Annotated in this window: 24 protein-coding genes; 2 read left to right on the top strand and 22 right to left on the bottom strand. The window is 56.4% G+C overall.

All coding sequences use genetic code 11. The annotated features are described in order from the left end of the window. Nucleotides 1-91: 91 nt before the first annotated feature. Nucleotides 92-892, top strand: coding sequence for an aspartate dehydrogenase (locus FE788_RS01235; RefSeq protein ID WP_138378931.1), 801 nt, complete (start codon nt 92-94; stop codon nt 890-892). A gap of 25 nt (nt 893-917) precedes the next feature. On the opposite strand, the gene FE788_RS01230 is transcribed toward FE788_RS01235, so the two are convergent. The 19 genes from FE788_RS01230 to FE788_RS01140 form a co-directional block, all read right to left on the bottom strand. Next, nucleotides 918-1,691: a 2-keto-4-pentenoate hydratase gene (locus tag FE788_RS01230; protein WP_138378930.1), complete on the bottom strand. Its 774-nt coding sequence runs from the start codon at nt 1,689-1,691 to the stop codon at nt 918-920. Next, a complete protein-coding gene (gene dmpG / locus FE788_RS01225) occupies nt 1,691-2,737 on the bottom strand; it encodes a 4-hydroxy-2-oxovalerate aldolase (protein WP_138378929.1) in 1,047 nt (348 codons plus the stop codon). The genes FE788_RS01230 and dmpG overlap by 1 nt, the downstream gene beginning before the upstream one ends. Before the next feature lie 10 nt (nt 2,738-2,747). Further along, the gene (locus tag FE788_RS01220; RefSeq protein ID WP_138378928.1) at nt 2,748-3,683 is read right to left on the bottom strand and encodes an acetaldehyde dehydrogenase (acetylating); all 936 of its coding nucleotides are present in this window, start codon (nt 3,681-3,683) and stop codon (nt 2,748-2,750) included. Nucleotides 3,684-3,689: 6 nt separating this feature from the next. Continuing rightward, on the bottom strand, nt 3,690-4,484 hold the full coding sequence (locus FE788_RS01215) for a 2-keto-4-pentenoate hydratase (protein ID WP_138378927.1): 795 nt from the start codon (nt 4,482-4,484) through the stop codon (nt 3,690-3,692). A gap of 7 nt (nt 4,485-4,491) precedes the next feature. Further along, nucleotides 4,492-5,973, bottom strand: a complete 1,482-nt coding sequence (locus tag FE788_RS01210) for a 2-hydroxymuconic semialdehyde dehydrogenase (protein WP_246057954.1) — start codon at nt 5,971-5,973, stop codon at nt 4,492-4,494. A 102-nt stretch (nt 5,974-6,075) separates the two neighbouring features. Further along, nucleotides 6,076-6,999: a catechol 2,3-dioxygenase gene (locus FE788_RS01205; protein ID WP_138378926.1), complete on the bottom strand. Its 924-nt coding sequence runs from the start codon at nt 6,997-6,999 to the stop codon at nt 6,076-6,078. Nucleotides 7,000-7,011: 12 nt separating this feature from the next. Continuing rightward, nucleotides 7,012-7,362, bottom strand: coding sequence for a 2Fe-2S iron-sulfur cluster binding domain-containing protein (locus FE788_RS01200; RefSeq protein WP_138378925.1), 351 nt, complete (start codon nt 7,360-7,362; stop codon nt 7,012-7,014). A gap of 1 nt (nt 7,363) precedes the next feature. Beyond that, a complete protein-coding gene (locus tag FE788_RS01195; protein ID WP_138378924.1) occupies nt 7,364-8,425 on the bottom strand; it encodes an NADH:ubiquinone reductase (Na(+)-transporting) subunit F in 1,062 nt (353 codons plus the stop codon). After that, the gene (locus tag FE788_RS01190; RefSeq protein WP_138378923.1) at nt 8,425-8,784 is read right to left on the bottom strand and encodes a phenol hydroxylase subunit P4; all 360 of its coding nucleotides are present in this window, start codon (nt 8,782-8,784) and stop codon (nt 8,425-8,427) included. The genes FE788_RS01195 and FE788_RS01190 overlap by 1 nt, the downstream gene beginning before the upstream one ends. A gap of 71 nt (nt 8,785-8,855) precedes the next feature. Then, nucleotides 8,856-10,379, bottom strand: a complete 1,524-nt coding sequence (locus tag FE788_RS01185; protein ID WP_138378922.1) for an aromatic/alkene/methane monooxygenase hydroxylase/oxygenase subunit alpha — start codon at nt 10,377-10,379, stop codon at nt 8,856-8,858. A 63-nt stretch (nt 10,380-10,442) separates the two neighbouring features. Then, the gene (locus tag FE788_RS01180; RefSeq protein ID WP_138378921.1) at nt 10,443-10,712 is read right to left on the bottom strand and encodes an MmoB/DmpM family protein; all 270 of its coding nucleotides are present in this window, start codon (nt 10,710-10,712) and stop codon (nt 10,443-10,445) included. Continuing rightward, a complete protein-coding gene (locus FE788_RS01175) occupies nt 10,709-11,722 on the bottom strand; it encodes an aromatic/alkene monooxygenase hydroxylase subunit beta (protein ID WP_138378920.1) in 1,014 nt (337 codons plus the stop codon). Before FE788_RS01175 ends, FE788_RS01180 begins: the two co-directional genes overlap by 4 nt. Before the next feature lie 11 nt (nt 11,723-11,733). After that, nucleotides 11,734-12,012, bottom strand: a complete 279-nt coding sequence (locus FE788_RS01170) for a phenol hydroxylase subunit (protein WP_138378919.1) — start codon at nt 12,010-12,012, stop codon at nt 11,734-11,736. 163 nt (nt 12,013-12,175) lie between these two features. Further along, nucleotides 12,176-12,844, bottom strand: coding sequence for a glutathione S-transferase family protein (locus tag FE788_RS01165; RefSeq protein WP_138378918.1), 669 nt, complete (start codon nt 12,842-12,844; stop codon nt 12,176-12,178). Between the two features lie 9 nt (nt 12,845-12,853). Beyond that, the gene (locus FE788_RS01160) at nt 12,854-13,447 is read right to left on the bottom strand and encodes a 2-hydroxychromene-2-carboxylate isomerase (protein WP_138378917.1); all 594 of its coding nucleotides are present in this window, start codon (nt 13,445-13,447) and stop codon (nt 12,854-12,856) included. A gap of 58 nt (nt 13,448-13,505) precedes the next feature. Continuing rightward, nucleotides 13,506-14,834 carry a DUF1329 domain-containing protein gene (locus tag FE788_RS01155; RefSeq protein WP_210414076.1) on the bottom strand — a complete coding sequence of 443 codons (1,329 nt, stop codon included), beginning with the start codon at nt 14,832-14,834 and terminating at the stop codon, nt 13,506-13,508. Between the two features lie 47 nt (nt 14,835-14,881). Beyond that, entirely contained in the window at nt 14,882-16,849 is a 1,968-nt protein-coding gene (locus FE788_RS01150) for a DUF1302 domain-containing protein (protein ID WP_138378916.1), read from the bottom strand. A 75-nt stretch (nt 16,850-16,924) separates the two neighbouring features. Continuing rightward, nucleotides 16,925-19,318 carry an efflux RND transporter permease subunit gene (locus FE788_RS01145; RefSeq protein WP_138378915.1) on the bottom strand — a complete coding sequence of 798 codons (2,394 nt, stop codon included), beginning with the start codon at nt 19,316-19,318 and terminating at the stop codon, nt 16,925-16,927. A 104-nt stretch (nt 19,319-19,422) separates the two neighbouring features. Next, entirely contained in the window at nt 19,423-20,397 is a 975-nt protein-coding gene (locus FE788_RS01140) for a WD40/YVTN/BNR-like repeat-containing protein (RefSeq protein WP_138378914.1), read from the bottom strand. 409 nt (nt 20,398-20,806) lie between these two features. On the opposite strand from FE788_RS01140, the gene FE788_RS01135 reads away from it, so the two are divergent. Next, on the top strand, nt 20,807-22,597 hold the full coding sequence (locus FE788_RS01135) for a sigma-54-dependent Fis family transcriptional regulator (RefSeq protein WP_210414075.1): 1,791 nt from the start codon (nt 20,807-20,809) through the stop codon (nt 22,595-22,597). Between the two features lie 45 nt (nt 22,598-22,642). Here the strand turns inward: FE788_RS01135 and FE788_RS01130 are convergent, their stop codons facing one another. From FE788_RS01130 to FE788_RS01120, 3 genes are read right to left on the bottom strand one after another with little or no spacing between them, the layout of a single operon-like run. Continuing rightward, a complete protein-coding gene (locus FE788_RS01130) occupies nt 22,643-23,119 on the bottom strand; it encodes a VOC family protein (protein ID WP_138378913.1) in 477 nt (158 codons plus the stop codon). A gap of 29 nt (nt 23,120-23,148) precedes the next feature. After that, nucleotides 23,149-23,943: a glucose 1-dehydrogenase gene (locus tag FE788_RS01125; RefSeq protein WP_138378912.1), complete on the bottom strand. Its 795-nt coding sequence runs from the start codon at nt 23,941-23,943 to the stop codon at nt 23,149-23,151. A gap of 17 nt (nt 23,944-23,960) precedes the next feature. Beyond that, nucleotides 23,961-24,746 (bottom strand): SDR family NAD(P)-dependent oxidoreductase, encoded by a 786-nt coding sequence (locus tag FE788_RS01120; RefSeq protein ID WP_138378911.1) that lies wholly within the window; start codon nt 24,744-24,746, stop codon nt 23,961-23,963. Between the last annotated feature and the right edge of the window lie 25 nt (nt 24,747-24,771).

Below are 24,771 nucleotides of genomic sequence, written 5' to 3'. Positions count from 1 at the left end.
TATTTATAAAAAAGAATCATACGCCGGCAAGGGTCATTCGGAACTGTTTACGGCCCCTGCCTTCATCTTGAACTTTACGAAGAGCGGACTCATGAAAGTCGGAATAGCCGGATTTGGCACCATCGGAAAGGCGGTGGGCAGGGCCCTAGACCAGGGCGTGGAACATCTCACACTTGTCGGGGTCTGCACCCGCACCCCGGGAAAGGCCCTTGCAACAATGGCAGACTTCACCACCCCGGTGCCTGTTGTTTCGGCCAAAGAAATGGCCGAAATGGCGGACATCATTGTAGAATGTGCCCCGACGGCTGTTTTTATGGACATCGCCGGCCCGGCCCTGAAAGCCGGAAAAACCCTCGTCACGGTAAGCGGGGCGGCAGTGCTGGCTCATCCCGAGGTTATCGACCTGGCCCGGGATAATGGCGGCAAAATCATTTTGGCCACCGGCGCGCTTTTGGGGCTGGACGCCGTCAGAGCGGCTGCCGAAGGCACCATTCATTCCGTCCGCATGGTTACCCGCAAACCGCCAAAGTCCCTGGCCGGCGCGGACTATATTGTCAAAAACAACATTAATATTGCCACGCTTGATGAACCGTTGCGCATTTTTTCCGGCACCGCCCGCGACGGCGCGCAAAAATTTCCCTCCAATGTGAATGTGGCCGCCGCCCTCGGGTTGGCGGGCGTGGGGCCGGACAAAACCTATCTGGAAATCTGGGCCGACCCCACAAAAGATCGCAACACCCACACTATTTTTGTGGATGCGGACAGCGCCCGGTTTGAACTGACCATCGAGAATATCCCGACCGAAGAGAATCCCGGTACCGGCAAGATCACGGCGTTAAGCGTCATCGCCGCCTTGCGGGGGCTTGTCGCGCCGCTCAGGGTCGGCACCTGAAACCCTCCTGGGCCTGCCGCCGGGCCTATGCTGCTTTCACCGAAAAGTTGACCCGGCCCATTTTTTCGGCCTCCAACCGTACCCGCACGCCGGGGGTCAACGCCTCGGCCGCGGTGGCCCCGCCAGCCATGACTACCCAACCCGCTTCCAGCCGCCCGCCGGCTTCCGCCACCAGACGCGCCGCCCCGGCCAGGGCCCGCGCCGGATGTCCCAGCACGGCGGCGCTGGATCCGATCTGAACCGGCTCACCGTCAAAGGTCATCACCATACCAAGATTGTCAATTTCCAGATCCGGACGGCACCAGGGGCCCACTACATAACTCGATGTCGAAGTATTGTCCGCTACCACATCCGGCAGATTGAACTTGAAATTTTCATACCGGCTGTCAATGATTTCCAATGCCGGCGCCACGGCTTCCACGGCCTCAAGCGCCTGCGCCGGGCTGACAATACCTTCCAGCGGCCTCTTCAGCAGAAAACAGACTTCCGGCTCAACCCGGGGATGCACATAGTCCGCAAGGTCGATCTCCCCGCCATCCTCTATGAGCATGGTATTGGTCAGACGGCCCCAGATCATCTCCTCCAGCCCCATCTGCACCATTTTGGCGCGGCTGGTAAAACCCATCTTGACCCCCACCTGATGCTCGCCGCGCTCATAACGTCGGGCAAGGGACAGGGCCTGCACCTCATAAGCCTCTTCCAGAGTAAGATCATAACCGGTCTCAGACAGTTGAGGGATCGCCGTCGCATAACGCGCGGCATCATCAACAATTTTCGCAATTTCCTCCAGATCGGCCATCAGGCACTCTCCTTTTCTTTGTCCTTGAGAATATCGAGGGCAACATCAATGATCATGTCTTCCTGACCGCCCACCATCTTGCGCCGGCCCAGTTCCACCAGGATTTCACGCACGTCCAGACCATAGGTTTCCGCCGCCGTCTCAGCATGGCGCAAGAAAGAAGAGTAAACCCCGGCATAACCGAGGCTGAGCGTTTCCCGATCGACCCGCACTGGCCGGTCTTGCAGGGGACGCACCAGATCTTCCGCCGCATCCATGAGCTTGAACAGGTCACAGCCATGATCCCAGCCCAAGCGATCGGCGGCAGCAATAAACACTTCCAGCGGCGCATTGCCGGCTCCGGCCCCCATGCCGGCCAACGACGCATCCACCCGTACCGCGCCGTTCTGGACGGCCACAATGGAATTGGCCACCCCGAGGCTGAGATTATGATGGGCATGGATGCCGCGTTGGGTTTCGGGCTTCAGCACCGCCTCAAAGGCCTGCATGCGCGCCGCCACATCATCCATGTTCTGCGCCCCGCCCGAATCCACCACATAGATGGTGGTCGCGCCGTAGCTTTCCATCAGTTGCGCCTGTTCGGCCAGCTTTGCCGGCTCGATCATATGGCTCATCATCAGAAAACCGACCGTATCCATACCCATCTCACGGGCCATTTCGATATGCTGTTTTGACACATCTGCCTCGGTGCAATGAGTGGCAATGCGCACCGAACGCACCCCCAGATCATAGGCCCGGCGCAGTTCATTGACGGTACCAATCCCCGGCAGCAACAAGGTGGTCAGGGTGGCTCGTTGCAAAACCTCGGCCACCGCCTCCAGCCACTCCCAATCGGTGTGGGCCCCGAAACCGTAATTAAAACTGGACCCGGCCAAACCGTCCCCATGCGCCACCTCAATGGCGTCTACCCCGGCCTCGTCCAGGGCTTTGGCAATCTGGCGCACATGGTCCAGACCATACATATGGCGGATGGCGTGCATGCCGTCGCGCAGGGTCACATCCTGAATATAGAGTTTGGGCGGCACCGCAGTGTTGTTTTTCGTCATGATGTTCTCCTCAGGCCGCCACGGCGAATTTACGCCGGGCGATACGCTCCCCGGTGCCCAGGGCCGCCGAGGTCATAATATCAAGATTGCCCGCATAAGCTGGCAGATAATGGGCCGCGCCCTCCACTTCCAGAAACACCGACGTCTTGAGCCCTTCAAATTCCCCATATCCCGGTATTTTCAGCGGATTGTTGGACCCGAAACGTTCAAACTGCACCTTCTGCTTCAGCCGATAACCCGGCACATAGGACTGCACCTGCCGAACCATTTTTTCAACCGCGGCTTCCACCGCCGCTTCCTCCGCCATATCGGACAGGGTAAACACCGTATCGCGCATGATCATGGGCGGTTCCGCCGGGTTGAGAATGATGATTGCCTTGCCGCGTTTCGCCCCGCCCACAACCTCGATGGCGCGGGCCGTGGTCTGGGTGAATTCGTCAATATTGGCGCGCGTGCCCGGTCCCGCCGACCGGGATGAGACCGAAGCCACAATCTCGGCATAATGCACCGGCGCCACCTGGGCCACCGCTGCCACAATGGGAATGGTCGCCTGACCACCGCAGGTCACCATATTCACATTGGGTTCGTCCAGATGCGCCTCCATATTCACCACCGGCACCGTATAAGGGCCGATCGCCGCCGGGGTCAGATCCACCAGAACCTTACCCGCCGCCCGGCAGATTTCGTCATGCTTCTGATGCGCGTAGGCCGAAGTGGCATCAAACACAATGCGGATGTCCGCCCATTCAGGCATCCGCATCAGCCCCTCGATGCCCTCAGACGTCACCGGCACCCCCAGACGCACGGCCCGGGCGAGCCCGTCCGAGGCCGGGTCCACCCCCACCATGGCCCCCATTTCCAGAACCGAACTGGTCCGTATTATCTTGATCATCAGATCGGTCCCGATATTGCCCGAACCGATAATGGCACATTTGATCTTGTTCATGACAGTCTAATCCTGTGTAAATCTTGCCTGTACCGTTCCCAGTCCCGAGATGCGCAGCTCATACACCCCCGGTCCCGATACGGTGACCATAGGACCCAGCGCCCCCGACAGCACCGTGTCCCCTTCCTGAAGCGGGCGATCCCGCCTGACCATTTCCCGGGCGAGCCACAGCGTGGCGTTGAGCGGATTGCCCAGACATGCCAGTCCCGCCCCGGTAGATAGCGGCTCCCCCTGATGTTCGATCACCATGCCACACAGGCGATGGTCAAAATCACCTAACCTCACCGGGCGGGACCCCAGTACATACAGCCCCGAAGAGGCATTATCCGCCACCGTGTCGGCAATGCTGATTTTCCAGTCCGCAATGCGGCTGTCGACAATCTCGAGCGCCGGCAGGGCGTAATCAATGGCGCCGATTACGTCCGCCAGGGTCAGTGCTTCCCCCGCAAGATCCTTGTTGAGAACAAAGGCCACCTCTCCCTCCACTTTGGGCTGCAACAGCCGGCTGAGCGGCACCTCTTCGCCGTCCGCATAAGCCATATCCTCAAACAACATGCCGAAATCCGGCTGGCTCACGCCCAGCTGTCCCTGCACCGCCCGTGACGTGAGCCCGATCTTGCGGCCCACCAGACGCCGCCCCTGCGCCAAGGCATGTTCCGTGTTGAGGTCCTGAATCGCATAGCCCGCGTCAATATCATCCGCCGCAACATAGTCCCGCAAGGGCGCACAGGGTGTGCCCGACGCCTGCGCCGAACGCAACTGCGCCGCTGCGCATTCAATCTCTTCTGTTTCCACTGTCATGTTATCCTCAAAGCTTCACACAAATGTTTCTCAGTTCGGTATAGAATTCCAGACTGTGCACCCCGCCCTCACGACCGATCCCGGATTGCTTGCTGCCGCCGAAAGCGGTCCTCAGATCCCGCAGGAACCAGCTATTGACCCAACAAATCCCACACTCGATCTGCGCCGCCACCCGATGGCCGCGGGACATATTTTCGGTCCATACCGCCGACGCCAGGCCATAAACCGTGTCATTGGCGCGTTCGATGACTTCCTCTTCACTATCGAACGGGCTGATATGGCAGCAGGGGCCGAAAATTTCTTCCTTCATGATCGGGCTGTCATCACCAAGACCGGTCCAGATGGTGGGCTCCACCCAGGCCCCGCCGCGCAGATCTTCGGGCATGTCCGGCACACCGCCGCCGGTCACCACCGTCGCCCCGAGCTCGCGGGCCAGATCGTAATATCCCAACACTTTCTTTTGATGTTCCTTACTGATCAACGGCCCCATATTCACCGTTTCATCTTCAGGACGCCCCAGTTTCAGACCTTCGGCCCCCTGCCTGAGGCGGGCCACAAATTCATCAAAAATCGGGCGTTCCACAAAAACCCGTTCGGTACCCAGACAGACTTGGCCACAATTGGCAAATACCGACCGCATGGTCCCCTCAATCGCCTTGTCCAGATCACAGTCCGCAAACACAATGGCCGGGTTCTTGCCGCCCAGTTCAAAGGACACGTCACGCACACCTACTGCCGCTGCTTTCATAATGGCCGTGCCGGTCCGGGTCTCGCCGGTAAAAGTGATGGCGTCCACACCGGGATGCTCCGTCAGATACGCGCCGGCACTGTCCGGGCCAAACCCGTGCACCACGTTATAAACCCCCTTGGGGACTCCGGCGTCATTCATCACCTCCCCAAGAAGCGCCGTGGTCAGCGGCGTTTCCTCGGAAGGTTTGACCACCACCGTATTGCCGCAGGCCAGTGCCGGCCCCACCTTCCAGGTCATCAGCAACAGCGGCAAATTCCAGGGTGAAATCACCCCGATCACGCCTTTTGGCACCCGGATGCCATAATTCTGGGCGCCGGCGCCGTCCGGGGTCGCCAGATGAAAACTTTCCTCCGGCACATTTTTCACCAGATCGGCAAAAATCTTGAAATTGGCTGCCCCGCGGGGAATGTCGATATGGCTGGCCAAGCTGCGCGGTTTGCCGGTATCCAGGCACTCGGCCTCAAGAAATTCGTCAAACCGGGCCGTGATTCCATCCGCCACCCGGTGCAGAATCTCTCCCCGCTCCGCCATGCTCATGCGTCCCCACGGCCCCTTAAGCGCCGCTCGAGCCGCCTGTACCGCCGCATCCACTTCATCCCGCTTGCCTTCATGCACCCGGCCGATCACCTGCCCGTCCACCGGGCAGATATTCTCAAATGTCAGGCCGGAGGTCCCAGGGGTATATTCGCCATTGATAAAATGCAGAACGTCCCTATGTGACATGGCTTTATAAGACATGGCTTGTTCCTGTAATATGGGGTTGTTGTTCAAAAAGTTGGCTGGTCTCCGGCCCGGCCTGGGCCTGCGGCCGGAAACCAGCCCGCTGTAGTCAGACGATTTTTAGGTAACTACTGTCATAAAGCGATCGTTCAACTGGCGTTCGTAATAGAAAATCGCCTTGCCGACTTCATCGAGTTTCCATTCCCGGAGCGGATTGTCGGGATAATAGTCATATCCGCCGGCGAACACCTCGTTACGATTGCCGCTGGGATCAAAGAAATAAATGGTCTGGCCGCGGGTGATGCCGTGACGGGTCGGACCGATATCCACGGAAATGTCATATCGGGTCATAATGTCGGCCGCATCCCTGAGGGCGGTCCAGTCTTCCACTAGGAAAGAAACATGGTGCAGTTTGCCGTCCTCCTCATGGCGCACCAGCGCCAGGTCATGGGCTTTGGTGCTACAGGTCAGAAATATGGCAATCAGCATACCATTCTCGTCCCGTACACATTCCGACATCCTGAACCCGAGGGCGTTTTCAAAGACCCGTTTGGTGCCGTCGATATCCCCGCCATACAGCAGGCAATGGTCGAAACGGATGGCCTTCATGCCCCGCAGGTCCTCCTGAACCACATCGGGGTTGCTGGTCATCGGCCCTTTATCGGACAACTCCATTTCCGCATATAAGTCAAACCGGTGCCCGGTGGGCGCCCGGAAACTGATGCGCCGGCCGACGCCGGGTTGTTCGCCGGCGGGGATATGGCTGACATCCATGCCTTCGTTGGTGAGCTTTTGCTCCAGTTCCTTCAGCGTTGCCTCGTCCACCACCTTGAACGCCATCACGTCAAGGCCCGCCGTATCCGCCTCCCGCAAAACGATACTGTGGCGGTCAAATTCATCATAGGCCTTGAGGTACACCCGGCCATCCTCGCCGGTACTGACCACATCAAGACCGATCCGGTCCCGGTAATGAACCAGCGCCTCCGCCATGTCCAGCACCCTGATCTGGGCGAACCCCGGACGTAAAACTCCCGTCATTGCCATTTCTGTTCTCCTTTAGCTAACGTTCCCTGTTCCGTGTTTCCCTAACAGCGCCGGGGTGATCACCCCCCGGTTCTTGGTTCTGAGACGAATGATCAGATCACTGTTCGGATAAAGCCGGCAGGCCAGCACATAACCCTGTCGGCGCTCTTCCTCGGTGACATGACAGGCGGCCATCCGGCCCGTCCGATAATCGCCCGAAACAACCCTGATCTTGCAGATGCCACAGCCGCCGCCCCGGCATCCCACGGGAATGCGGGCCAGCCCCCGGGCCTCCATCGCCACCAGGACCGAACGGTCCCGAGGGCACGGAATTTTTTCCCTGACCCCTTCGATAGCAATCTGAAAATCCGCATTGGACGCCATGTCAGATCCTTTTGAACAAGGGGGACTTTTTGGTTTCCTGCCCGTCTTCCCGGGTCAGAAACTTTTCCATGTAGATATCCTTCTCAAACAGGCGTCCTTTCATCAGCACACGAATGGACGCCTCGATCATCGGCGGTGGGCCGCACAGATAAGCCTGATGGCCCTTGAACTCCCCTCCGAAGAAACGCTCTGCCACCTCATGGATAAACCCCGTCTCGCCTTGCCAGTCATCATCAGGCGCCATTTCCGAAAGTGCCGGGATATAGGTGAAATTGTCATGCTGCTGGGCCAATTCCCGGAAATACGCCTCGTAATACAGATCACATCTGGCTCTGACCCCGTGAAACAGGTAGATTTTCTGATCCGTGCCTTCGGCCAGCACATCCTCGATCATTGACTTGGGACTGGACAGCCCCGACCCGCCAGCAATGAAAATCATCGGTTTTTGCTGTGACTTGCGGACAAAAAACTGCCCATAGGGCCCGGAAAAGGTCAGCCGGTCGCCGACTTTCAAACGCTCATGCAGATACGTGGTCCCCGCACCAGCAGGCACCAAACGCACATGCAGTTCGATTTCCATATTGTGCTGTGGGGGATTGGCGATCGAGAACGCCCGCGCCCCCTCAACCCCCGGAATGTCAAGCTGGATATATTGCCCGGCCTGGAACTCCAGGCCCGATCCCTCCAGGGCAATCCTGATGCCTTTAATGTCCGGCGTCAGGTCGGTAATGCTGGACACGGTACCAGTATAATCCCCAATGGGCAGGTAACGGGCGTCTTCATCCTCTTCAATATCCGCCTCAATCACCGCATCACTTTCCAGGGTACAGCAACAGGCCAGAGCCTTGCCTTCATCCCGTTCGAAGTCCATCAATGCAAAGGGCGACGCCTCCCCCAGATTCACCTCCCCTTCAAGCACATCCACCTTGCAGGTGCTGCACAGGCCGTGGCTGCACTGATAGGGAATATAAATCCCCGCCCGAAGACAGGCATCCAGAATGGTCTGGCCCTCTTCAACCTCGACCACTTCGCCAATGGGTTCTATGGTCAACTGCCAGGTCATCAGGAACCGCTCCCTTTTATACCGTCAAGGCCCGGCGTCGTGAAACGCAACACGTCCTTATGGGTAATGCCGTTTTCTGCCAGCGATTTTTGCGGATCGGGGGTAAAGGGATCATTGTTGTGCTGCCAGCTCACCGCTGCCCAGTCAATCTTTTCAAAATCCGGATGCTGGCTATATATGCCGGGCAGAACCTCATCCACCAGCGCGCCGAAGGGCAGTTCCGGCGGCAAGGGCAGACAGACGGGGGAACAAAACATCAGATGACGTTCCCAGTTGATATAAACCAGTTGATTGCCGTGGAATTTTTCCTGGCCATCCAGTGTTTCGAATTCGTATGTCCCAATGGCTTTCACAGACATCAGCCTCTCCTGTATTCCGGTTATCCGGGGGATGTTTTCCCCCGGCGTTCAAATCTCGTCCCGGGTTCCGTTCACCCGGCGGCTCTGACCCGCGCGGCCTGCCATTCTTCCCAGAGCTTCTGTTCCGGCGAGCCGTTATAATCCAGATTGTCGGCGCCCAGATTGAGGTGATACCACTTCAACACATCCTCGATATCGGCGCCGCCACAGTTGCCCTGGTAAATCTGATGCACCGGCAACCAGGCCTGCACATATTTTTCCGGCTCATGGTCGAAAATCTCCTTACAGCCATCCGAACAGCTGTGATAGGTTTCCCCCTTATAGGTGGAACTGCGGAACGAAATGGTGCCGGGGTCATCCATTTCGGTAAAGCCCATCGGAATCTGGCAGACCTGACACAACATCGGCAGGGTATTGTTGTAGAACCGCTTGCCGGCCTTTTCCTGTTCCCGCCAGTATTCAAATCGCGGCCGGTAATAGCGGTCAAAGGTGTTGGGATATTTTTCGGACAGCCAGTCGAGTTCTTCATCCGTAGGGATCCAGGTATGGAATCCGGCGGCATGGGTGTAGTTGTAAAAAATACCCCAGGCCTGATGGCTGATATGTTCCGCCTCACGGGTGGCGAGTTCGGCAAATTTGGGGGGTTTGATGCCGTACCGGGACAGATCCTCAAACAGGGCGCCGCCAGCTTCAACAAAATAAATCTCCCAGGCTTCTTTCCAGGACATGATGCGTTTGGGCAGCATATAATCCATCATCATGCCCACCAGCGCCAGCAAACGTGTGCCGCGCCAGAACCATTTGTCGATCCAGCGCTGGACAATGGGGATGTTGCGTTCATCCTGTTCCAGCATGAATTTGATGATCTCCAGCCCCAATGTCATGTGCCGCGCTTCATCGGACTGGGCCGAAAAGCCGAAGGTCACCGTGGCCATATCGCCGTTATAGGCCGCCCCGGACATGAACGGCACAAACAAAAGATTGGTCAGCACATATTCAAAACTGAAGGAAATGGCGGTCAGGAATTCGAACGGCCCTGCCGTGCGGGCATCATCAAAGAAGGATTTGGGCACAGACAGATACCACACCCGGTCATGCATATACGGCCCGCTGTGCATGCCATCAAAAAATTTATTGTAATGACTCATGGCGTGGATCTGGGTCTGCACATGGCGCAGTTCATCAATCGCCTGCATCTGGCAGGCGACCCGGGCGCCGGCACCGCGAAAATGCCGACCCACATGGGTAAAGCCCCGGGACGCTTGATATTCCAGGGGAGAGACCCCGGTCAGAAACAACTTGATGGCATTAACATACCGGGCATCGGTAATGCCCAGATGGCCGTTATTCTGGGCAAAGCTGTCAATCACCGCATAGAGTTTGCGTTCTTTTTCCGACTGAAATTTCCAGTAGGCGTCCATGGTCAGGCGGAACGGATCCTCCCAAGCGTCCCAATCATTAATGATGATGCCCTCATAGGTGTCATAGGGATAGACCTTGTCCATGGGCTGATAGGTGGTTTCCCAGTCCAGCCCGCGGGTCATCAGGGCGTAACGCTGTTTGAGACCGAGTTTTTTCGCCTTTTTCTGTGTCATATTTATCTCCGTAAATTCCCTATATCTCCGGCATGTTTCCGGTGAGGCGGCGGCTGGACGGCTTTACCCCCAGCTCAATTCCAGATATTCATCCTCTTCATCCACATTGCCCGCCAGGCTGATGACGCTGAGATGAAGTTCCTGTACATCCCAGTCCCGACCGAGTTTTTCCTCCACCGTGGACTGGCGGACGATCAGACGACCAGCACAGTCGATCTTGACCATAGCCGGGTAAACGTTGACCGTGGCGTCGGGGTTATCCTCTTCAATGGCCTCGATAATCGGGCGGGCGTCGTCGTTATTCTGCAAGGTAATGGATACAGTTCTGCTCATTGTGAATCTCCCCAAGGGGCAAGGCCGACTTTGCGCGCACGGGTGTGCAGCGCCGCTTTGATGTCTTCAAGGACAGTTTCCGCTCTGTCGCCCAGGACATGAAAGGCGAGAGGCCGCGCGGCTTCCAGCGCCCGTTCGCCCCACGTCTGAACCCAGCTTGTCAGAAGTTCGGCATTCGCCGCATTTTCCGCCGCGGTGACCTTCAAGAGCCGGTCAACCCATTTCATTTCATCGGCGTACCAGTCGATCATGAACTCATTCAGCATGGACAAGGCCGCGCCGCCGTGGCGTGCATTTTCCTGATCGAAATGATCATAGACCAGCGGGAAAACCACGCCGTCCATACAGAAAAACTGGGCCACGGCCTGCTCAAACCAGTCGTCGATCACCAGGCTGTCCTCCACCAGCCGGCGCAAAGGCTGCCAACGTTCATCCTCCATCCAGAAGGTTTTGGCGGCCGTCAGACTGTCGCCGGAATTGCCGTCCAACAGCAGCCCGATCCGGCTGATGATCTGGGCGATGCCCAGACGATCCATGCCCGCATAAAGAAGAACCTGGTTGATCGCCGTACCGTAAGATTTGTCGGAAGCATTGCAGCCATTCATGTTGCCGCCCCATTCATAATGGCGCAGCGGCAACAGGAAAAATGCGACTTTTTCCTTCCAGTTATCATCCATCTGGTCCAGAAGGCCGCGTTTTTCAACAAATTTGAAATTGGCCTCTTCGGTTTCCATCATTTTGTTCCGGGCCATAGTATAGGTGCCGTAATAAAACTGGCGCGGATCATTGAACCGATACCAGTCGTCCATCTGGATGGCGGTCAGGCGGACATCATACAGTTCCCGCTCCGGCGCCCAGGTGGGCCGGTAATGAAAATTTGCCGTCGCCTGCACATCCCAGGTAGCCTCCTGATACCGACTGGCCGGCTTGTCCGCCCCCAGCCGCTGCGCCACATGGGCATAGGTCTGCCGGCGGGGTTCAATGACATTGGTTTTAATATCTAAGCTCACATGAAGTCTCCTTATCTCGACAGGAACACATTTCCGCCGTGGCTTTCGCGCCAGATCAGTTGCTCATAGTCTTTGCGAATAGTGGCTTCCGTTGTCACCGTATGCACATGGTTCAGGTCACAAAACTCCCGGAAAGCAGAAAGAGGCATGACCAGCTCAACGGTCAGCTCAGGGGCGCCCACCGTATAATCAAATTCGATAAAGCGACCCTTACGGATGCCGGTGATCCTGGCGGTTTTCTCATAGTCAATGAGGCGGTCTCTCTCCTCAAAGGGCAAACTACCCATCATGGTCTCCCAGTTTTTTGTTTTGCTTCCCTGCTCCTTGCCTCAGCAAAGAGCGTGCCAGTCTTGAAAAATCTCTATAAACAAATCCAATTAATTGATTTTATTGATTTATTTTTTCCTACCATAGAGAAGCACCGCACCCTCGTGGCTCTGATTGATCAAATCATCAAATTTTCCCGGAAACAGGTTTTATGAAATCGTCAATCCCCGGAAAACGGGCCGGTCGCGCCGCCTGCACCGACGGACGTGAGCCGACACGCGCATACCATGTTTTGAGCTGTGGCATTTCCTTGGCAAAGGGCAATCCGTAGACTTCCGCAAGCGTCACCCGCGGGACCAAGGCACAATCGGCACACGAAAATGTCTCCCCGCCAAAAAACGGGCGATGCCGCAGCGCTTTTTCCAGAACACCCAGATTTTCATGCCAAGCCAGCCGGGCCCGTTCAAAGATGTGCGGGTCCGCCTCCCGGCCAGGATTTTCCCGTCGGTGGCGGATCAACGGAAACACCGCCTTGCCCAAGTGATTATCTGAAAAAATATGGATCTGACGAATTTCGGCTTTTTCGGCAGCACTCCCGACAAGCAGGGTCTGGGCCGCCCCGTTGTCCTGCACATGATCCACCAGATATTCCAGTATGGCGGCGGACTCCCATAACACGGTCCCGTCATCTGTGATCAATACGGGCACCGTGCCATTGGGATTAAGCGCCAGAACCTCAGGATGTTTTTCCCCCAACGTCACCAAGGTTTCCTGAAAAGGCAGGTTCAGCTCATAAAGAGCGATTCTGACTTTCCAGCAGAACGGACAATCCGGGCGGTGAAAAAGCCTGAACATTGGCGCCCCCTATATCCGCCGCAGTCTCAGCTCATGCAGATGATCGCGCAAAAAATGCACCCGGTCATTGCCCCAGAACACCTGATCCCCCACCACAAAGGACGGCACCCCCATAACGTGGTCCGCCTGCGCCTCCTGCCAGTTCCGTTCAAGGATTGCGGCATAGTCCGAATTCTGGGATGCCCGCTGGATCACGCCGCGCCCCAGACCGATTTCCTCGCCCACTTCCATCAATACCTCGATTTCGCCAATGTTACGGCCTTCGGCCCATTCCTTGCGCATCACCTCGATCACATAGGGTTTGAGCAGCCCTTCCTGCTCCGCCGCCAGCGAGACCATGGCCGCAAGCGTCGGGTCTGTTTCCAGCGGCGGTGGTGTAAAAGGAATGCCCAGCTTCCGGGTATGACGTTCCACATCCTGGCGGGTAATGGGGATCTTGACCTTGGCCCGTTCGGGGCTGGACCGTCCCGACCATCCGCCCAAGGGACGCCACACCAGTCGGGTGTGATAATCTTCAAAAACCGCAAAAAGAGACTTTGACACCAGATAACAATAGGGACTGCGGAAATTGAAATAGACTTTGACGTCGGCTGGCTCGGGCATGGCTCTTCTCCTGTTGAAAATAACGGCCGGATGAGCACCCCCATCCGGCCCAAACGGTTTATTTCCCGGTCACACGCAGATTTTGTACGGTAAACTTGCTGCGCGGATTGAGCGCCGGGTCCACCTGTCCCTTAAACTGGCCGGTGGTGCAGTGTTCGCCCTGCACGTCCAGCATCATGAAGCTGTCGTCGATGGACACGCCGCTGCCTTTGTTTTTCGGCAGGTGGTAATCCGGATGTGCCTGACCGATCACAAAGGTTTTCCACAAATCCCCCTTGCGGTCATAGATTACCGTCCTCGGCAGGGTAAAGGTTTCCGCATCCACATAATGCACCCGCTTGCTGATCGGGTGGTTGGGATCCACCGGTTGGGATTCCAGGATATACACCTTGCGCAACTGCCAGGTGATGTTGGGGAAACACCCGCCCTGACCGCCAAATTCCACAAACTGATAACCGTCGCTTTCCTTATGATCTTCGCTCAGGGTCAGCTCGTTATGTTTGTAGAACGGCAACAGGATATTTTTGGTGCCCTTATAGGTCCATTTCATGTCCGAAATCCGGCCGTTATAGCCTTCGAAATCCTCAATCATCAGGTCAGATCCCAAGAAGGAATCCGTGGTCTGGCCGCTGGACAGGCGGCGTACCCGGCGCTGGAAGCCCAGATACAGCCAGGCATCATCCCGTTTCAGATCATCTTCATAACGATGAATCAGAAGCTGGGTATTGCGCACATCGAACGGCTCCAGCGCCTGCACGTAAATGGCCCGGAACAGTTCCCCCGGATTATTCGGCAGGTCCGGTTTCGGATCATTGACAACCCGGTGCTTCAAATTAAGAAAATGGAAATTGAACTTGATGGTCCGTTCAATCTTCCCGGATTTGAGATCGCGAAATTTCCAGTAAAAGGGATAAATTGCAGCATTGTCGCCCCAGTTATAGCCATATTTATAATTCCAGGCCAGTTTCTCCCCCGCGCGCGGGTCGTTGAGCTCCGGCTCCTCGGGAAAGGGCCGGCCCGCCACATAGCCGTTGATCTGCCCGGGACTGTCGCCCAGGCTGACCTTGTTCAGACCCGCAACGGTGGCGTCAATATACCCCTGGTTCAATGTCAGGGCGAAGGTTTCCCCCACCTTCATTTCGGTCCAGCCGCGCTTGATGAATTCATACATGCCTTCATCAAGGACTTCCTTGAACTGTTCCACATTGGCCTGGGTGATGGTCATGCCGGCTTCAAGCCCCTCATAGGTGGGCACCCCGTTTTTATAGGGATAGAAACTGTTTTCCACATCCTTCATATCCGCCGCCGGAGCGTTCACGGCCCCCAGTCCGAGGCTTAATGCCGCAACGGCCGTTAGTGCTGTTCTTTTCATGACTTTTCGTTTCATGTTGTCATCCTTTCACCTAATCAATTGTCATGTCCGGGAAATGCCGGTCAGAAGCGATACCGCAACGTGATCTGAATCTCGTCCTCTGCTTCGGCCATGCCGATGGGACCGGCGCGGAACCGGCCCAGAGGTTCGAACCCGGAAAGCCCCACAGATCCCGGTTGGGTCGGGTCCGCATGAAGCGGGCTTGCCGTAAAAGGCGGCCAGGGGTTACAGCTACGGCAATCATCAAAGGACTTGGCACCGGCCCCGAATTTGAAATTTGCCCCGACAATCAGACGCCAGTTGTCGTCGATCAGCCAGTCCACAGAGGGCGCCAGCACGGCGGTCTGAGCCCGGAAGTCATACGCGGCGATGATCTGTGGGCTGAGCCGGTTCTGGTTCCACCAGCCCTTGATCAGGAAGGTGGCAATCCAGTTGTCTTTCCAGTCCGGAATCCCTGCCTTGCCAAATCCCGGCACACCGGCCAGAGACCCCGCCGTCTCTTCCAGTTCATGATCCAGAATATGCTGACCGAAAATCTGCGCTGACAGCAGGAAGGCCTTGTCCTCGTTCAGGAATGGGATGAAGGTGTCCCGGTCCCAGCCGATGACGTACCGCAGCACATCGGATTCGGAAAACAGCTCGGGCCGCAGGGTGTTGGCAAATTCTTCACCGGTGGTATAGGCTGCTTCAATCCGGAAGACCGATTTGATGCTGTCCATATACAGATCCAGCGATCCGCCAAACAGGTGAATGCGTGGAAATTCAATATCGAACGCGATCAGATAGGGCCATTGCCGGACTTCCCCGGTAAAGGCATTGAACGCTTCGGGGCCCACCGCCCCCCCATGCAGGGACGGCAGCTGGCTCAGATAAGTCAGATAATTCAGCGAGAAACCGACCCCGCTCAGTACCCCTTCCACCTTGACGCCGAGCTGGGTGTTATCCAGTTCCCATTCCGGCAGATTGACCTGACGGATGCCGATGGAACCGGCCGGAAAGTCGGTGGCCGCAAGCCCCGTGGTATCCGGCACAGGCAGGCCAGCGAAATTGGCCACGGTACAGCCGTTGTCCCAGCAGTTTTTCATGCCGCGGAAGAAACTTCCCGCACCCAGGATCTGATACGGCGTGCCGGCCTGTCCCAGATTACTGGGCCGGAATTTATCAAAATTCCAGACCAGGCTCAGATTCAGGTCTTCAAACCCACCTGTGGCTCCCATGCGATATTCCATCGCCAGCATCCACTGGGGGATACGAATGTCTTCCAGTTCGTCATAAATATTGTGACGGGAATAATCCACCGGGTTGATTACATCCAGCACCCGGAACAGATCGGTCCGTCCCCAGACCACCTGCTGGCGGCCCAGCCGGATGTTCAGCTCATTGCCATTATCGAAGGGAATGTTGCCGTCCAGATAAAATTCCCGCAGAAAATCCAGACGGTCGTTGAATTCGGGAAACCGCAATTCATCCAGGGACGCATCCATATATCCGGCGAGGCAGCCGCGATTGTCCACATCACAGGGCCGCACCGGCACCCCGAAGGCAACACCGCCGGCCGTTTCATGGGTGTCGCTGCCCAGAACCATCAACCCGTCATTGGGATTGGCCGCCGTATCAAACCCGAAAAACGCCAGCCCCGTAGAAACGATGCCCCCGCCATGGGGTACGGCGGACGGGCCGCCGCTGAAGGTGCTTTCCAGCATGATGGGACCGCCGGCATCACTGCCGAACTCATCGCTATTAAGATCATAAACCCCGTCATAGGAGGCCCGAAGCGTGGCATTGAGCGACAGGCTGGAAAAGAAGTCCCCGGTATTGAACTGTTTGCTCATTTCCAACTGCACGGTATTGCGGAACTTTGATAATCCCCGGTCCTTGCGCAGAAAAGTGGCGTTTTCCACAAAACCATAGAGTTCGAAGGTGCCATCCGCAGACGTATACGCCCCGGCCCCGGTGGCGCCAATCAGGGACAAGGTTGACGCCAGCGCCACACCCCCCCACTTTTGCCATTTTCGATATGTTGTATTCATTCAGGTCCTCCCACTTTGCAAAAAAAGATCAACAGACAATTCATCCTGATACAGCTCCCCCTTCTGTTCAGTTTTCTATTCCGCCGTCTCCACAGCGGCCCGTTCGGCAATCACGCCGTCCACCAATTCAATGTCGGTGATAAATTTGGGTTTGAAGAGAGTGATCCAGCTGGGCACCACAAACAGGGCCGCCACCATATTGAAGATCAGCATCATCACCAGCAACAACGCCGCATCCGACTGGAAGCGCAGATCCGACAGGAACACCCACATGACCACCCCCAGGATCAGCGCCCCAGCCGTCACGCAGACCGCAAGTCCCGTGGTGCTGATGGCCCGGATGACCGCTTCCTGAAGGGACCGGCAGCGCAGCATTTCCTCACGGATACGATCCATAATGTAAATGGAATAGTCGATGCCAACCCCGATCCCGACCGCAATGATCGGGACCGTGTTCACATTGATGCCAATCTTCATGGCCCCCATATAGCCGTAGCTTAAAATGGTGGCGAAAGACATCGCCAGGAACATGAGCCAGCCGGCATGAAGCGAGCCGTAAAAGAAGGTGACGAACAGGAAAATCAGTCCCAGCACAAGCGGGATGACGATCCGGTTGGTCTCAAAAACCGCTTCATTAATGGCCGCCGTCACGCCGATGATGCCCCCGGCAAGATGGAAGCTTAACCCTTCCACCGCATCGCCTTTTTCCGCGATCCAGTCCTTCACCATATGAATGGCGCGCCGGATCGTACCCCCTTGGTGGTCCTTGTAGAAAAAGACCATATTGGCGTCCGTTTCTTCGGGATTGACAAATTCCTTGAGGGCGCCGGGGATCGGGCTTGAGGCCATATAGGCGAACATCAACCCGCCCACATAATAATCCTCATGGGGCACCTGGCTGTACCGGGGATCATTGTTGTGCAGCAGGCGATTCATCTGCTTGACCAGATCCGGCAGTCCCTTGGCCCCGCCCAGTTCCGGATCATTCAGCATATGGGCCTGAAAATCCTCAAGGGCCCTTATCACATCAGGATTTTTCAGGCCGCCCTTTTCCTGGGTTCTGGCAACAATATAGAGTTCCTCGGACCCTGGGAAACTTGTATTGATCGCCTTGGAGGACAAGTTGTAGTCATGATCGGGATAAAGCAGCGGACTGCCCGGCTCGGATTCGCCGATCTGGACAAATGAACTGCCATACCCGCCGATCAGGAAACACAACACCGCCACTCCCAGAATACCGACGGCCCCGGCGCGCGCAGACACCACAAAACCGATCCTGGACAGAAGCTTCTGGATCCAACCGTGTTTGATGTTGATGTTGCGCGGCTGCGGCAGTACTGACAGCAGCAAGGGCACCATCAACAACACATTGAGAATGACGCATATGGCCCACAGGGACGCATAATAGGACAATTTGGTATTGATGGGGATAGAACCCAGGGAAATCAGCAGCAACCCCACCGCATCGGACACCACGCCCAGGGATCCCGGACGAAACAGACTGTCGAAGGTCTTGCGGGCAGCGGTCCGGCTGTTGCCTTCCAGCGCCAGCTCCCCGTAATACCTCTCCACCAGCTGAATGCCGTGCGACATGGCGCGGGCCGAAATCAGAAACGGAATCACCAGGGTCAGCGGATCCAGATTATACCCCAGCAAGGACAGGATCCCGATGCCCCAGATGGAGGAAATGGCAATCCCGATCATCGGGATCAACACCCCGTACAGGCGCCGGAAATACACCACCAGCAACACAAACATGAACAGAATGGTAAACAGGAAGATCTGAACAATCTGCGGAATATAAGTATAAACCCACCCCACCAGCACCGGCTGGCCGGTGACATGAATTTTCACCCCGTCCATCTGTTCACGGTCACGAAACTGCTGAATTTGTTCAAAGGTTTTCTCATAATCCAGGGCCCCTTCATTCAACTGGCCCTTGATCAGGGCGGATTTCAGATCCGGGGAGACCATCAGGCCGTAAACCCGCGGATTGGCCAATACCGCCGTTTTAAGCTCTTCCAGTTCCACTGCGTTCAGAACCGGCTTTTTGGTCGGATCATAATAAGGTTCCGAAAGCACCGAGCCTTCTTCCGACAGCCAGACCTTGCGCGTGGTCCGGTGGGTCAGACTTGAAACCAGGTTGTGGTTAATGCCCGGCAGATTATCCACCGCCTGGGTCAGGCGATGGATTAGGGCCAGCGTTTCATTGGTAAAGATAGTCCCCTCTTCCACCTCGATGCCGACCACCACCACATTGGCCCCGCCGAAATTGTCGCGGATATCATTATGCAGCTGAATATAGGGATGTTCCTGGGGCAGCAGGTCGGCGAAATCGGAATACATTTTCACGGCCGGAATCTGGACCGCAAAAAAGACCGTGATCGCCAGCAGCAGCCCAAGAATCAGCTTGGGATACGCAAAAATATGATCGTCGATATCTTTCAGGAAATGGGTAAACCTAGACATATGACATCCCTATCTGTGGTCTTGAGAATTTTGAGGGGGCACCCGTTCTGGCCGGATCGTGGCGTGGCCCGGGCTTACGGGGCCGTTTCTCTATGGCCATCCCGTTATGGAACACGCCGGATCAGGCCATTGCCTCCCGCTACGACAAACTGTTCCGGTCCCACCGGCAGACCCGCGCGCAGATAGCCGAATCCCAGCCCCGGTGCATTCATTTTTTGCCAGTGCCCATCCGCATATTTCAGGATGGTTCCCTGATCGCCGAGCGCATAAAGACTTTGTTGAACTTCCAGGAAGTTATAGAGGGGAGAGAGTGTATCAGTTGCCTGGCGGGACCAGTTCCGCCCGCCATCAGAAGTATGAAACACTACTCCCTGCAAGCCGCCGACCCAGCCTTCCTCAGGGGTCCTGAAATGACTGGCTGCCGAATAGAATTCGCCGGGTACCGGCCCGCGTGAGACCCACGACTGCCCACTGTCCGTCGTCACATACACCACCCCGAACTCACCGGTAATCACCGCATCCTGAGAGGAGAGAAACTGAATGCGGGAAAACATGGCATCCTCGCCGATGGACAGATCCTGCCATGTGGCGCCACGATCAGCGCTTTTGAGGATCAGAGAAAAACTGCCCACGACCCAGTAATTCCCCGCCGGATCACAGGCAAGGTCAACGACTTCCTCGGTCGTCTCAATCGTTACCGGCGTCCATGTCGCCCCCGTAGCATCGGAAGACCATATTTTCCGGTCCGCGTCCAGCGCGATAAAGGTCCGGTCCGGACAGACTTCCACATCAATCAGGGCTGGATGGCGAACGGCAGTTGTGCTGGAAATTATATGTCGCTGCCAGCTATACCCGGCATCAGAGGACGTCAACACGACACCCCGCATCCCGACAACGACAGAAACCCGCTCATTGGCGGCAGCCGCCAGAAACTGGTCATAGCGGGTTGTCGTCCGTTGCTTTTCGGCTTCCACCCCGGACAGATCCAGTTTGGCTTCACAGGCCCCGAGAAATAATAAAGACAGACATAAACAGATCCCGGGCCAACCCCGAGTCTTCACATTAAAGCGCCTAAACACTCTGTGATCTCCCTATATTTTTTGCTGCTACCGGCGATTATTTTTGTTAGTCAGACCGGCGCGCCCTGACGTAAATTGCAAAGGCTGTGCCAAAAGGTCTGACTCCTCGCCAGGTTGAAAGCTTCGATTGTCCCGCCATGATTAATTATTTGTTAACTTTCAAGGCGTTGCCCGGACAATTCATGTGCCAGACCCCCCGTCATCAGGTCATCCCAACAAATATTTCCGGTTTTTTCGACTTTCTGAAATGATCAAAAAAAGCGGTTTTTCGCCTGATCATTTGACGAAATCATCAGATGAAGCTGGTGAATATTTAGGATATAAATAACAGGATCGGTTATACTCGATCGGATGATACGGATCATGATCCCCATCATCCTGGGCACATAATAAATAGGGAGGCCCTTGTATGACGACGACACTGAAATATGCCGGCAAAACCGCCTTGGGACAGCTGGAAGATTTAAGTGACAAAATAGAACTTATTCCCGAACTGCCGGATTTCAAGGATCTGTCAGCCCGCCTCAAATTTTCCCCCAAAGAAGGCCGTATCTGGCTTGATGACATGCGTATGATGATGCTGCATGCTACATCCCTTGGTGCGCTTAGGAATGAGATGATCGAATCCTTGGGCGTGGACAAGGCGCGGGCGCTGCTGACACGCATGGGGTATGTATCCGGGGCCAAGGATGCGGAACTGGCCGCCAAGCTGCGGGGCGGAGAAGACTTTTTTGACGTTTTTGCCGTCGGGCCGCAGCTGCATTCCCTGGAAGGCATCGTCAATGTCGAACCCGTGCGCCTTGAGGCTGATACGGAAAAAGGCCATTATTACGGCGAATTTCTCTGGCATGACAGCATCGAGGACGAAGCCCATATCGAAAGTTACGGTATCGGGGCGGATCCGGTTTGCTGGATGCAGATCGGTTATGCCAGTGGCTATACGTCCGTCTTCATGGGGCGCCCCATTTTTTACAAGGAGGTCGAGTGTCGCGGCATGGGACACAGCCATTGCCGGATCATCGGCAAACCCGTTTCCGAATGGAATGATATTGACGAGGATCTGGCCTTTATGCAGCCCCAGGCTTTTGCCAACGCCCAAACGATCCGCACCGCCCAGAATCCGTCCCATCGGGTGATGGCGCCGGAAGAAGTCCCGATAAGCAGCCCCCTGTCGGGGGCTATGTCCACCGACATGGTGGGGGCGTCCGCCGCCTTTAACGTGGCCTGCCATATGTTAAGCAAAGTGGCGGAAACCGACGCCACGGTGCTGTTTCTCGGCGAAAGCGGGGTGGGCAAGGAAATGTTCGCCAGCACCCTCCAGAAAATCAGCAAAAGGGCCAAGGAACCATATGTGGCCGTCAACTGCGCCGCCATTCCGGAAAACCTTCTGGAGGCGGAGCTGTTCGGCGTAGAAAAAGGCGCCTTTACAGGTGCCATCGAATCCCGGCCGGGCCGTTTTGAACGCGCCGATACCGGCACCATTTTCCTGGATGAAATTGGCACCCTGTCGCTGTCCGCCCAAGGGAAGCTACTGCGAGTGTTGCAGGAACACCAGGTCGAGCGGGTCGGCAGCAAAAAAACCACCCATGTTGATATTCGGGTTATCGCCGCCACCAATGTGGATCTCAAAAGTGAAGTGAAAGCCGGGCGATTCCGCGAAGATCTGTATTTCCGCCTGAACGTGTTTCCTATTCATATTCCGCCGCTTAGGGACCGCAAGGCGGACATCCCCCTGCTCATGAACCATTTCTTGCAGAAATACAGCAAAAAATACGGCAAAAGCATCAAGGGGTTTACCTCACGCGCCATTGACGGTTTTCTCAATTATGATTGGCCCGGCAATATCCGGGAACTGGAAAATCTAGTGGAGCGCGGGGTGATCCTGGCCCCCGATGACGGAGCCATTGACCTCAACCATCTGTTTACCTGTGGCGAGGATTTTTCCATTTCTATGCTTGGTCTCAACCGGGACGGCAGCCTGAATGCAACCGCGGAAGACTGCCTGGGCGCATACGGCATGTCCGGCCAGAATTATCGGGAAATTGCAGATCATATCGTTGAGCAGAATGTCTCGCTCGAGGTTCTGGAACGGCAGATCCTACAGGCCGCCGTTGATAAAGCCGATGGCAATCTGTCCGCCGCCGCCCGCAGCCTGGGCATTACCCGGCCCCAACTCGCCTACCGGCTGAAGAAAATATAACCTTTCCGTCCTTCCCGGCCTGGCCGGGTGGGGACGGCCAATTCGCTACAAACTGTTAAAAAAGGCTTCCACTGAGACAGCGTGTTCGATGATCTCGATCATGCTGCCCACCTCGGCGGTGGCGTCGATGTAGGCAAAACGGGCACCCACCGGCACCGAACCGAAAAAACAAACCTCCAGGCCCCGATCCCGGTATTTCCGCACCTCGTCGTCAAAATTTTTGGTGATATAGGCCCAGTGATGGAACCCGTATCCCCGTTGCCGGATCACTTCCTGATAGACCGAAGGGGCTGCACCCACCTGCTGGATCAGTTCGATCAGCATGTTGCCCGTATAGGCCATGGCCACACGGAACTTTTCTTCCTGCATCGGTCGCCCCCGATACAGGGGATCATTGACCTGAAAGTCCTCAAACACCGTAAAGGGGCCGGTGTTCAGATACCGGGACCAGTGATCCATGCTGTCTTCCAGGTTTTCAACAATATATCCCAGTTGCATCATGGACCCCAACGGCTGTCGCATTGCCTTCTCCCTGTCTTATGAGTTGAAATTTATCCGTTGAGCTGCATGCCGCCATCAACGACAAACTGCCCGCCGGTGATATGTTTTGACTCGTCGGACGCCAGAAACAGCACCATATGGGCAATGTCCTCCGGCTCCCCGAATTCCCCCAGTGGGATGCGGCTTAAAAACTGTTGTTCCACCTCTTCGGCCGCCACGCCCATCAGTTTCCCGCTTTCCTCAAACAGGTTTTCCAGCATGGGCGTGCGGATCTGCCCGGGATGCACGCTGTTGCAACGCACTCGGGCCCCGGTGGTCGCGCCATGCATGGCCACCGACATGGTCAATTGCCGCACTGCCGCCTTGCTCGCCCCATAAGCCGTGATAAACGGGGTCGCCACTAGCGCCGCAATGGAAGACAGATTAATGATCGAGCCGCCCCCGGACCGGCGCATATACCCAAGCGCATGTTTGCACCCCAGAAAAACCCCCTGGGCGTTCACTTCCTGAATTTTGCGCCAGTCTTCAAGACGGGTGGTTTCTGGATCGGAATGAGTCAAGGGACCGCTGATCCCGGCATTATTCACCAGAATATCCAGACGGCCATACTGATCAAAAACCGCCTTCAAAATATCCCGCCATTGTTGCTCATCGGACACATCCTGGGGCACGAATCCTGCCCCGAGCCCACTGGCGGCCTTTTGTCCCATCCCTTCCTGAATATCGGTCATGATGGTTGTGGCGCCTTCCTCAATCAGCCGGCGGACAATTGCATAACCCAGACCCGACGCTCCCCCCGTGACCAGGGCAACCTTCCCGGCCACCCGTCCTGTTACCTGCTCCATGATATGCTCTTTCCTGATTAAACTGTGTGTTGGGCGGGAAGACCTGCAAGTTGTCCCCCGTCCACCAACATCTGATGGCCGTTGACCATGGCCGCCTCTTCAGACGCCAGAAACAAAATGGCGGCAGCCACATCAGCCGGCGTGGCCACCCGTCCCAGGGGAACCTGCGCGGCCATGAGGGCGATCATTTCCTCCCGTGACGGGAAAGCGGCGGCCACCGGATCCAGCATTTCCGTATCCACATAAGTGGGGTGCACGCTGTTGCAGCGGATCGGGTAGTCCTTGCCAGCACAATACAGAGCCAGCGAGCGGGTCAGCAGCGTTACCCCGCCTTTGGTGGCGCAATATCCGGCGATATCCTCACCGCCCACAAGACCGCCCACCGAGGAAATATTCACAATGGCCGCCGGCGTTATGTTGTCCTTCATGATTCGGATGGCGTGCTGACAGCCCAACACCACCCCGGTCAGGTTGACCGCCAACATGGCGTTCCAGCTGTCCAACGCCATGTCCTCAAAGGGGTCTGCAACCCCGATACCGGCGCAGTTCACAAGGATATCCAGCCCTCCCAGACGTTCACGCACATGATCCATTGCCGCCTGCCAGGCCTCCTCGCGACTCACATCCAGGACAATGGCCGAACAACTCGGCCCCACTTCTTCGGCCACAGCGCGGGCGCCGGTTTCATTCACGTCGGCAATGACCACCCGGCAGCCTTCGGCCGCAAGCTGGCGTGCTGTTTCGCGCCCGATACCGGAAGCGCCGCCGGTCACCAGCGCCCGCTTTCTGTTAAATCTTTGCATCTGCAAACTCTCCCGTAACAACAGA

It is taken from the genome of Luteithermobacter gelatinilyticus (assembly GCF_005849285.1).
In the GTDB taxonomy this organism is placed as follows: Bacteria; Pseudomonadota; Alphaproteobacteria; order Sphingomonadales; family Emcibacteraceae; genus Luteithermobacter; species Luteithermobacter gelatinilyticus.
The sequence above is the reverse complement of the archived record's forward strand: the minus strand, read 5'-3'. Positions and strand labels throughout refer to the sequence as shown.